The organism is Okeania sp. SIO1H4 (assembly GCF_010672695.1).
GTDB lineage: Bacteria > Cyanobacteriota > Cyanobacteriia > Cyanobacteriales > Microcoleaceae > Okeania > Okeania hirsuta.
Genome location: NZ_JAAHGB010000123.1, coordinates 1 through 10478 on the forward strand (window position 1 = coordinate 1; position 10478 = coordinate 10478).

12 protein-coding genes are annotated in these 10478 nt (G+C 35.8%); 6 read left to right on the plus strand and 6 right to left on the minus strand.

Going from position 1 to position 10478, the window contains the following annotated elements; translation table 11 throughout:
- Positions 1 to 282 precede the first annotated feature (282 nt).
- The 3 genes from F6K06_RS32350 to F6K06_RS32360 all read right to left on the minus strand — a co-directional run bounded on the left by F6K06_RS32350 (position 283) and on the right by F6K06_RS32360 (position 1768).
- Complete coding sequence (locus tag F6K06_RS32350; protein WP_205127266.1) at positions 283 to 447, minus strand: hypothetical protein; 165 nt, start codon at positions 445 to 447, stop codon at positions 283 to 285.
- A gap of 197 nt (positions 448 to 644) precedes the next feature.
- Positions 645 to 962, minus strand: a complete 318-nt coding sequence (locus F6K06_RS32355; protein WP_124143799.1) for a peptidoglycan-binding protein — start codon at positions 960 to 962, stop codon at positions 645 to 647.
- A gap of 611 nt (positions 963 to 1573) precedes the next feature.
- Positions 1574 to 1768 (minus strand): hypothetical protein, encoded by a 195-nt coding sequence (locus F6K06_RS32360; RefSeq protein ID WP_124143800.1) that lies wholly within the window; start codon positions 1766 to 1768, stop codon positions 1574 to 1576.
- A gap of 505 nt (positions 1769 to 2273) precedes the next feature.
- On the opposite strand from F6K06_RS32360, the gene F6K06_RS32365 reads away from it, so the two are divergent.
- The 6 genes from F6K06_RS32365 to F6K06_RS32390 all read left to right on the plus strand — a co-directional run bounded on the left by F6K06_RS32365 (position 2274) and on the right by F6K06_RS32390 (position 7846).
- Positions 2274 to 2600 (plus strand): hypothetical protein, encoded by a 327-nt coding sequence (locus F6K06_RS32365; RefSeq protein WP_124143801.1) that lies wholly within the window; start codon positions 2274 to 2276, stop codon positions 2598 to 2600.
- A gap of 135 nt (positions 2601 to 2735) precedes the next feature.
- Positions 2736 to 3251, plus strand: a complete 516-nt coding sequence (locus F6K06_RS32370; RefSeq protein WP_124155576.1) for a hypothetical protein — start codon at positions 2736 to 2738, stop codon at positions 3249 to 3251.
- 72 nt (positions 3252 to 3323) lie between these two features.
- Positions 3324 to 3566, plus strand: a complete 243-nt coding sequence (locus tag F6K06_RS32375) for a hypothetical protein (RefSeq protein ID WP_124143805.1) — start codon at positions 3324 to 3326, stop codon at positions 3564 to 3566.
- Entirely contained in the window at positions 3566 to 4144 is a 579-nt protein-coding gene (locus F6K06_RS32380; RefSeq protein WP_124143806.1) for a hypothetical protein, read from the plus strand. The genes F6K06_RS32375 and F6K06_RS32380 overlap by 1 nt, the downstream gene beginning before the upstream one ends.
- A 434-nt stretch (positions 4145 to 4578) precedes the next feature.
- The gene (locus F6K06_RS32385) at positions 4579 to 6747 is read left to right on the plus strand and encodes a DUF3987 domain-containing protein (RefSeq protein ID WP_287244929.1); all 2169 of its coding nucleotides are present in this window, start codon (positions 4579 to 4581) and stop codon (positions 6745 to 6747) included.
- A 796-nt stretch (positions 6748 to 7543) separates the two neighbouring features.
- On the plus strand, positions 7544 to 7846 hold the full coding sequence (locus F6K06_RS32390; protein ID WP_124143808.1) for a hypothetical protein: 303 nt from the start codon (positions 7544 to 7546) through the stop codon (positions 7844 to 7846).
- Positions 7847 to 7852: 6 nt separating this feature from the next.
- On the opposite strand, the gene F6K06_RS32395 is transcribed toward F6K06_RS32390, so the two are convergent.
- The 3 genes from F6K06_RS32395 to F6K06_RS32405 all read right to left on the minus strand — a co-directional run bounded on the left by F6K06_RS32395 (position 7853) and on the right by F6K06_RS32405 (position 10232).
- Positions 7853 to 8104: a hypothetical protein gene (locus tag F6K06_RS32395; RefSeq protein WP_192901060.1), complete on the minus strand. Its 252-nt coding sequence runs from the start codon at positions 8102 to 8104 to the stop codon at positions 7853 to 7855.
- Positions 8105 to 8804: 700 nt separating this feature from the next.
- Positions 8805 to 9257, minus strand: coding sequence for a peptidoglycan-binding protein (locus F6K06_RS32400; protein ID WP_287244934.1), 453 nt, complete (start codon positions 9255 to 9257; stop codon positions 8805 to 8807).
- A 495-nt stretch (positions 9258 to 9752) separates the two neighbouring features.
- Positions 9753 to 10232, minus strand: coding sequence for a hypothetical protein (locus F6K06_RS32405; RefSeq protein WP_124155577.1), 480 nt, complete (start codon positions 10230 to 10232; stop codon positions 9753 to 9755).
- Positions 10233 to 10478: the final 246 nt, after the last annotated feature.

Consider the following 10478-nt stretch of genomic DNA (forward strand, 5'->3'; position numbering starts at 1 on the left):
AACTTTTTATTGTGGGTGGACGTGGATTTTCTTACACATTGATTAGCAGTTAGGGGTCACATTCTGCCATGATAATAGTTTTGTGAGGAGATAGTGACATTTTCTTGGTTAACTGTCCAGTGAGGTGCGTATACTCAAGAGTGATTTTTATCTTCCAATAACTTATCAATTTTTTTGTACCTTTCCAGTCTCTGTATTTCATTTCCTATGCTTTCCTCTATCCAGGTAGAGCAGAGACTACTACGGCTTTTCCCCTGAAAATTGCCATAAACGTGTCGAATATTAAAACATGATTGGTGAGTCGAGCGCTTCAATATGTTGATGATTGATTTGTAGAATATACTCACTGTAATTAGCTACCTCATCCAATCCTGTGAAATTCAGAAAGAATTCAGTGGCGAGCCAAATAAACAAGATTAATATTAATTTTTTCCATTTCATGTTCATAAGGTTTTAGCCTCCGACTGAATCTATTCCCTATATTTCTGTTTGCGCAATAACTAGAACTTTTGGTAGTGTATCAAAGAAGTATGGATAAAGGAGTGAAGTACCTCAACTAAACTTCCTTATAGTTGAGGCTCCCCCATCTAAAATGAAACACTTTTAGATGAGGACTCCTTATACCTTCTGTCAGAGCGATAGTTTTAATAAGTGTATTTGAAGATGGCATCACCCAAAGCTTTCCAGGTTTCAGGACCCACCACTCCATCTACTGTAATATCAGGCGATGGAAAAGGAAAAGTAGCGTTATAATTTTGTTGAAACTCAGCTACTATTTGTTTGGTTTGACTATCATATTGGGCATCAAATATTACATTATCGGTAATAAGAGTCGGTCTTCCAACTGGTAGACCGAACCAAAAGATTGAAGATAACAATTGTTCAAGAAACCGAACAGCATCTCCACTATCCCCTTCTTTTAATACAGGCAAAGTTGATACAGTCATTGTTGATACAGTCATTTGAGAAAATTCCTTAGTTTAGTTGAAGATTAGGTTAGCAATCAGTAATCAGTTTTCAAGTCGTATAATGGAGATTTTAACCCCCGAATTTTAGCTGAATACTGATTGCTGGTAAAAAAGATGGTTTGTTGATAGCTACCTTAGCCATAGCTATGGTTTTGTTAGAACCTATCTTGTTTCATTACAAACAATCCTAACCAAGGTTTATTTGCAGTAACGAAAATGGTATTTAATTGCAAGTCGAATGTTAAATAAGACTGTTTCTGGGAATTTTCCATAACCAATGTGCATTTCTAATTCACTTCAAAACAAAAATCCAATTTTTCTGGCAAAATTATTCACATTACTGGTGTTCATCTGAATTTGTGTTATAAAGTGCAGTCTTTGATTAAAAACATTGCCAAACAGGATAATTGGCAAACTAAACCCGCATTATGGTACACAATAGTTCAGTGAAGGGTGTCTAGTGCACTGTACAGTGATTACTAGACACCCCACTACACAGTAAATATACTTATTGAAAAAGTGGCGTTCTCACGAGTGATTTAGGTACTCAACACTAAATCTAGAGAACGAGTTTAACAGTTCTTGGAAACTCCGCTTCTTAAGAGCTATTCTTCATCTTCAAGTGGAATTTCAAGGTCATTCATTTCATTTTGAAGTTTCCTAAATCTGCTAATTTCATCAATCACACCATTTTCAATCCATGGAGCGCAATAAGCACTCTGGCTTTTACCTGACGTTTCAGTAAGAAAGACTAACGCTTTATATATATAGTCAGGGACACTAACTGATATTTGTTTCATTTGTTTCTGACTACCTTTTTTCCCTCTTGACATATACTTATAATTCACTTATAATAAGAGTATATTCAAGGAATAAATAGACTGGTGAACGGGAGAAACCGGACGAACTATAGGCTATTAAACCTTGATAATACAATACCAATACCTTTAATATACTTTATGGAGGGCTACATATCCAGTAACAACTTCAACTACTATACAATTGCCAAAATTCATCGAGCTATTCAGTTTGCTATCGGGCAGTCTGACTGGCTTTCACGGAAACAATTACTTGAAGGGCTTGCCTTCGCTGGCATTCCAATTTCATATCCACAACTATATAAAGATGTGGAATTATTGAAGTCATGCAATATCAGTGGGTTCAATCACTTCAAGGGCGATAGAGGATTTGATAGAAGTTCATCAGAAATTATCGTTGTGTTTCGATGGATGGCAACATACCGTTCGCGCGGTCAAGGTGTACTTCACCTACCTGAACTTTTGAAATTAATCAGAGATTACGACAATGACAACAAACAACAGCGCCATAGTGCAACAAATCAACCAATCGAAGTCAACTCAATCCCAGTCTGAAAAACAATTTCAACAATTAGAACTCAGTGAAATTATTGCTGATGCTAAACGCACTGCTCGTGAAGATGCTATCACTTGGGGTAAAGCATATCAACATTATTATGCTGACTTCAAAGAAGATGCACGCATGATAATTGTTGAAAAACTAATGAATCAACTATCATCAACTGACGATGACTTAGATGAAAGCATATTCAATGAACTTCACTCACCACCTATATTTCCCAGTCAAAACAATGGCAAAAAACAAGAGAGTTAAAGGAATTTTAGAATACACACTCCTACCTACTCTCATACCAATTTCATTGATATTACTATTCACAATTGCAGCAATATCAATCACTCCTGGAGAGAGTAGAGGAGAAATAGAAAAGACTGAAACTAAGGAGAGATAATGGGTTTAGGAAACGCACTTGCTAAAATATCAGGAGCTGCACAAAGCAACAGTTCATCACTTGCTAACGGCGAACACAGATTAGGAACTGCCAGTGACTTAGTAGGAAAAGCAACAACAGATTCGCTGACACCAACCAATCCTGGTACACTGCAACCACATAAATCAATGGCAGATTTGCAGTCACCTGTAACCATTAATGAGCAACAATATCAAGCTCTTAAAGGTAAAGTCAACGAACAGGTAAAACTAAACGGAAGCAGTGCTAAAGGATATCGAACTGCTGCCAGACTACTAAAAAGTGACTACACCAGAAACAATGCTTTCTATGGAGTCAAAGGATATGCAAGACAAGCAATTAAATATGCAGCCAAATCAGCCAAACTCATAGCAGGATTTGGAGCATACGCACAAGGAAAGCGAAAGACATTTGCTGGTGCTGCTGCTAACTATGAGCAAGCTTCCCAAAAAGCTGATGCTGATATAGCAGCAATCCGAAGCAAATTGAGAAGCTAACAAACATTTGACTTGATTTTAGGGAAGGCTGCAACCTTCCCTTATCACTATACTATAAACAGAAACGGTATTATGTGGCAAGCAACATTTTTATTCCAAGGAATTTTTACCGCTGCAATTTTAGTAGGATATGAAGCTGTAGGTTGGTGGCGATTTTTAATCCCAATAATCGTTCTCAAACTACTAGCAACAATTGGATTAACTGGTTACTACTGGATTAAAAGAGGAGTTAGTGATTTCTGGGAATTAATAGCTTTCACTGTCTTGACAGCAACAGCATTTCTATCAGGATTTAGTTTAGGAGTTTTTATCTGATGAACTTGGCAACTGAGAGAATTATAAGCCATCTAAATGAACTACATGACGTAACTAAATTTTATCTTTTAGGTCAATCTTTCTTTGGTATTTATGCAGTAATTAGTCGCAATGAGGAGTTATTACACTTTGCCATTGCATGGTCATTAGGACATTCTATTCTGGGTTGGATAATTAGTAAAACTTCTGCTCAGTTTAAAGAATTAATTGGTGTAATTAGACGTGCTGAACAATTAGATTTTGATGCCGAAACTTCTGCGATATTATACTCCCGTGAACAAGGATTTAACCAAGATGCAAAACAAATATTATCTTTTGGTAGTGCTACAAATAACCAGGAGGTGATCGCACCTGAAGTGGTAGAATCACAGGAAGCTGCTAAACAACCTACTTTCACACTATCAAAACGGGTGGAAGCATTGGAAGAAATGGAAGTAGCGGAAGTTGTTAAGCTAGTCGATTTTATTCGTACTTCCACCGCTTCCGATTCTTACATCATTGAAAATGTGTTGCAAATGAAAGGTAGGAGCTATCAGAAAGGTAAACAATTATTGGAGCAAATTAGAGCAATTATTTAGGAGTTATTATGATTGATAAATATGAGAAAATGCTAGAAATATCTTTTGAATTAGATACGAAAGATGATAATAATTTAATTGGCCAAATGGAAGGATTATAGTCTCTATACAATCATCAAGATTGGCTTCATGAAGATGAGAAAAAAAGATATCAGAGGATGTGTGAAAAAGTTGGTAATTGTCAATTTTTAGAAGGAGATGATTTGGTGTTATTGAAGTCTTGGGAGAATAGATTGAAGGAGTTATAAAGTGTTGATTAAGGAAATCAATGAATGTTCTATCACAAATTAATGGTATAAATAATTAATCCTCTCAGAATTGGACTCTGAGAGGATTGTAATATAATTCCAATTATTTTTTATTTGGAATTAAAATTCAATTAGATAACGACTAGACAATAGACAACGACTAGACAATTATTATTGTATTATATAATGAGTGAAACAAAAAGCAACAATTACGACAACCTTCGTGGAAATACAACCCCTGGATATTTAGATTCAGGTAATGGCATAAAGTATGCTTGTGAGTCAGTCAATCCTAATTATGACAATATTAACCCATATTTATTACAAAGTATGGGAGATAATTGGGCTTACAAAACAACAACAAATCAAGTATTTGCTAATTTAATCATGCATGGGGCTGATTTTGAGGAACTAAATAAGAAAGAAATATCAGTCGATTCATTTAGATTTAATGACCATAAAGTCTTGTACCGAGCTTGTAAAGAATCTCATGAAATTTTCCAACAAATAACTCAACCAATCATCTGTGACTTATTAGTAAAAATGGAGAGAGCTGACCTAATCAACCATCTTAATAACTTGCTAAGTTATCCTCAGTTATCACAAGAGAAGTATGCTTTAAAAGTTCTGGAATTTAGTCTCTTAGAAAAACCAGAGCGTCATAAGAATCCGCATGAATATTTAGTAGATGATTTAAGAGGACAAATCCGAGAAATTCTCTTTGACTTAGGGGCAATTCAGGATTTAAAGAAAGAAATTGTTAATCAAGGACTGATTAATATTTATGAGTTTAATGAGGTACTTTTTGATGAGCGACAAAAACATTCTAAGCAACTGGCAGCCTCTCTTTTAGAAAAGGATTTATCATCATCGGAACTGGAGATTGAGTTTGCTAAATATAAAGCTAATAAACTGGACATTAAATCAATTTATTGGCAACTTCAAAAAGAACAAGAAGATTTAGAAGAAAAAAAGCTATTTACCCCACTAACTCGCCCTAATAAAAAGTCTGATTATCTGCCGGATAAACTAAAGATGTGTAGCCTACACGCTCAGAACCTGGGATGGGATGAACTGGCAATAATGGAGTGTTTAATAGCTGCTATTAGTGGAGTTATTCATGGTGAATTTGAGGTGGAAGTACATGATGGTTGGTCAGAAAAATTAATCAGTTGGGTATGTTTAATTGCTACTTCTGGCAAAGGTAAATCACCATTTATTAAACCAGTTCGCAAGGCATTAGGAAAATTAGAAAAACAAGCTGCTGATGCTTATATGGATGACTACCAACACTATCAATCTTTACTAGCTGAATGGGAGAAAGGAGATAAAAATCCAGGGGACAAACCAATTGATGTACATTACAGAACATTCATACAAAGCAGCTTTACAATGGAGGCAGTTTGCGCTCAGTTCCAACGCCAAGGCAACAAAGGAATTACATTTTTCTATGATGAATTATCAGCGCACTTTGCAGCAATGAATCAATACCGTAATGGGGATGATAAAGAAGCTTGGCTGCAGTTTTACGATGGCAACATTTCACCCAAACTCCGTATGAAATCTGATGATAGACTTGGTGGTAGTTTAATGACTGGTAACAGTTTTAACTGCCAAATGGGGATTATTGGTGCAATACAGCCGGAGGTATTTCAGGATTTATTGAGTCAGACAAACCTTCGCAGTGCAGGTCATTTTGCTAGATTCAACTACTTATGGATGGAGAACAAACCACTAACCTTAGAAGAAGTGATTTCAGGTGGCAGTGCAGTTGACGTTACTGAGGATATTTATAAATTATTGGTTTGGGCTGCTCAACTACCAGGGCAAAAATTTATGTTTTCGCCGGATGCTTTTAAATATATTGTCACTAAAATCAGCTTGGTGGAAACTAAAGCCATGGAGGAAAATAACCAGATTATGGCTGAATTTTTGAATAAATTTCCTGGTAAGTTTCTGAGGCATTGTGGGTTGCTTCATTTATTATTTAGCTATCCAAATGAACCAACTAATTTAATTCCTCAGTCAGTTTGTCAAGTGGCTTTTGACAGTATAGTTCAACAACAATATTTTATTGAAAAAGTTTGTTTGCTGAAGCCTGAACCAGCACTTTCTGATATGCTAAAAAGTCTCTTAGATTATTGTCAAAGAAAGGATAAATTTTTATCTGGTTCTGATATTGTTACTAGCAAGAAATTTGACAAAGTTAAACCTAAATTTACTGCTCAAGTGGCCAGAAGTTACTTTAAGGATTTGGCTGAAATGGGCTATGGACAATTAGAAGGCTCTGGAACGCGATTGAGATTTAAAGCATTTACCCAAAACCCAGTAGAAATAGCTGAAATTCAATCATAGTAAGTATTTAACTACCCAGAAATGTACCCAATTTAACCCAGTAGTTCTGGGTAATCTCTGGGTAGGTCTGGGTATATTTGGGTTAATCTCTGGGTTCTCTAATCTTTATCCTGTAAAGATTTCAGCTTAAATCACTGGGAATTGGGTAGTTCCCAGAAAAAATCAAAATCCCAATAGCCTCTATTGGACACATCCTATATTTAGAGGCTACTATCTGCTATATAATTGGCCATCAATTAATGAGAAAATTAGTCTAAAATTTTCTAAGATATTAAATTCTAAGATTAATTATTACGAGGGTAGTTGTGAAAAAAAATCCTAATTCATAAAGAGAATATTGGGTCAAAAATTAAAAATCTTCAGAGTATAAAGTTAGAGGTTGTTATTTAGAAAAGGTGGAGTAATAGTAGTAACTTTAACCTTGGCGGAGCCACAGTTTATGTATCTGCTACTGTTACTATCGCTGATGGCAGAATGTAAGTATTGAACAAATTCGGTAGCAATACTTTAGCGTCAGCGGCCTGCACTGTCCGTCGGTTTCATCATGATTTTTGTATTTTTTTATTATGTGAGGACGTGTGCAGGTAAAGTGTTTCAGCATAGCGGTACCGAATTTGTCACCGTTGTTTTGCGGTTGCGCTATCATTGTTTGCCGACTACTAAAGCTGCCAAAAACGCAATCATTGACTGAATTTTTTTAGCCATCCAAAAGACTCAAAGATTACGGAAACTTAATCAACGACGGCTCCCCTGAGACGGAACCTTAGAAAGAATTAATTTGTTTAAGGGGGGCTTAATGGTTACTAGTGTTGAACAAAAAATTACAATTGAAAAATGGGGATATGCAGTTGAACATCCAGAAGATTTGGTGGATGAAGATATACAATTTGGCTTTAAGCTTATTAATAATAGAGAACAACAATGTTACTATTCATATTTATATGTAGAGATTGGTCTGGTATTTGAGATGGTTAATAAAGGAAAGCCTGGTATACATAGAACAGTTGATGCAGCAATTGAGTATTTAATGTCTCTTGCTGATTATGTTGTTAGAGTACATCGAATTATACGTCTAGTTCCAGTTAAACTGTGCGTATAAGATAAATTATACGTGTGGCGTTGTTTTCTGTCCGTTTCCTCTCGCAACGCCATCTCGAGCAGAAACAGTTGATTCATTTTTGTTAGACTGTGCTAAACCAGCGGCACCAGCAATTGCTGTTCCAGCTAACCCGATTCCGGATGACCATTTGGCATCATCACTATCGGTAACTAAGACAGTAACTCCAATGATTCCACCAATCGTTGCAATAAAGATAGGGGTTATGGAGTAAATGAATTCAGGAGTGAGTAGTTTCATCTTTAGTAATCCTTCATGGGTGCAGAAATTGTTCTTTCTATGGCAAATCTTTGTACGAAGAGAGTTCTATTTCTAGGGAGTTTCGTATAACAGGTTCGCCATATTGACCTAAACTATGGAAAAAGTATCATTGACTTGTTCTAGTCTATCCAGGACTTAGCCAAAATACACCATCCATCGCTGTTCTTGCTTACAGTCCAGCAGGTATTCATAAGACTGTAAGAATATTTTAGCATCTTGCCATTTTCGGAAATGGCTTAAAGCTAGGGTTCGTGACTAAGTCTCCAAACTCAATTGTTTTGTATCCGTATTTATAGTTAATAAAAATGCCAGAATAAAATTTGGCACACACAAACCTGCAATTAGGGCTAAAACTAGAGACGCTGCAATGAGCGTGCCAACTAATCCTATAATTCTTTTGTGGCAAAACTTTTAAGTTCTTAGCTAGAAAAGGTATGCTATACCTTTCATCAACTATTTTTAATAGATAGTGAAAGCTGAAATCCCGTAAATTCGTTATCTAGTTTGTGATAGCAGAGAACTTGGTACTTAATTGCAGTTACTCTAGTTTTACGCCTTTAAGAATGGCAGAAATATTGAGGCGTTAGCGGAGCTTTGCGTCAACAATCGCCTAAATTAGTAGACTTTATGTATACCGCTAGCGTAAATCCTGATTAGTTTTGGTTAGTGAATTCAACTACTAATCGAGCCATTCTAATCGTGCCCAAGTTTGGGAACCCACAATTCCATCCACAGTTAAACCAGAGGATTTTTGGAATTTCTTCACAGCTTCTTCTGTTGCTACACCAAATATTCCATCAAATACCAAGGGACCATATCCAAGAAAATTTAACCGTCTTTGTAGATATTCTACATCTTCTCCAGTGCTACCCAAAAACAGAGTAGTGCGGACAATTTTACTTGTATCTATTACTCCCCAAGTTTGGGGACCCACAATTCCATCCACAGTTAAACCATAGTATTTTTGGAATTTCTTTACAGCTTCTTCTGTTGCTACACCAAATATTCCATCAACTACCAAGGGACCAAATCTAAAAACATTTAACTGTCTTTGTAAATGTTTCACATCTTCACCAGTGCTACCAAAGGTAAGAGTACGAAGAGACCTAGTTCTTTGAGTTCCAGTAAACATAATTTTCTCCTTGTTTTTTGAATTGATCAGGACTTACACAGTAAAGCTATATATAGCGTATTAATTGGTCATCATTCAAGATAAACCCAGTATAATTAGTCTCGTTGCGTAAGTCCTACTCTATATTTTTATTATCTCCTAAATTTTTGAGCAGGTAGATAATGTGCATGAGTTATCACAATTAACTTTTTATTGTGGGTGGACGTGAATTTTCTATCACAACTTGACTTGATTAGAGAAATATTGTCTAATTTTAGCTGAAATTTTCCCTGGTGATGCTAACTTTAATAAACTTCAACATAGTGTTCGTTAATCTGCAAACCTTTTGCAAATTGCTGCTGAAAATAGAAAGAATCAGGCAGAAGCTTCCAAGCTTCAGGATTGGGCGGATAGGTTGATGGGTCGTAAGTATGATAATGGTTCTTGGGGCAGCAAGCTCAGTTTTTTTTGCCAAATCTACCCCTAGAATAAGTTGATTAAACTTGATTGAATTAATTAATTAATTTTTGTCATCCTGACTGGAATATAACCAGAATAATCAGAACAATTTTTCATTTTCAAATGACCACTATCATCTAACTCAACATAAAAATTATCAGGTTGATAGTTACGGTTTATTGCATCCCTACCTGGATAAGTAGGTCTATTACCTTGAAGAGTATAACCATTTCTTTGACGATGCATATTCATTTGTTGTTCAAAGTAAACTCTCCTACCATTAGGTCTAGTTACATTTACAACCATAGTTCCAAAATTTCCATTCATTTTTAAACGACCTTTATATAACAATCCGTTGACTTTCCATTGTAAATTCCATGTTCCGTTCATCCCTTCATTTATAACGCTAGGAGCGATCAGGGGCTCAACTTTTACCTGAGCAAAAGCAACTTTTGCAGGAGTTAATGATAAAGAAGTAGCGGTTAAAGCAACTAAACTGAAACTAAAAGCTTTGTTGAGGTTAGTTTGAATATTCATCTAAGGTTCCCTTGTTTTTAATTTGTTGATGTGGGAAGAGGTTGTTCTCTTTCCTTTCATGTCTTAATCATCTCCTAAATTTTGGCGAAGTTCGATAATGTGCATTAGTTGTCACAATTAACTTTTTATTGTGGGTGGACGTGGATTTTCTTACACATTGATTAGCAGTTAGGGGTCACATTCTGCCATGATAATAGTTTTGTGAGGAGATAGTGACATTTTCTTGGTTAACTGTCCAGTGAGGTG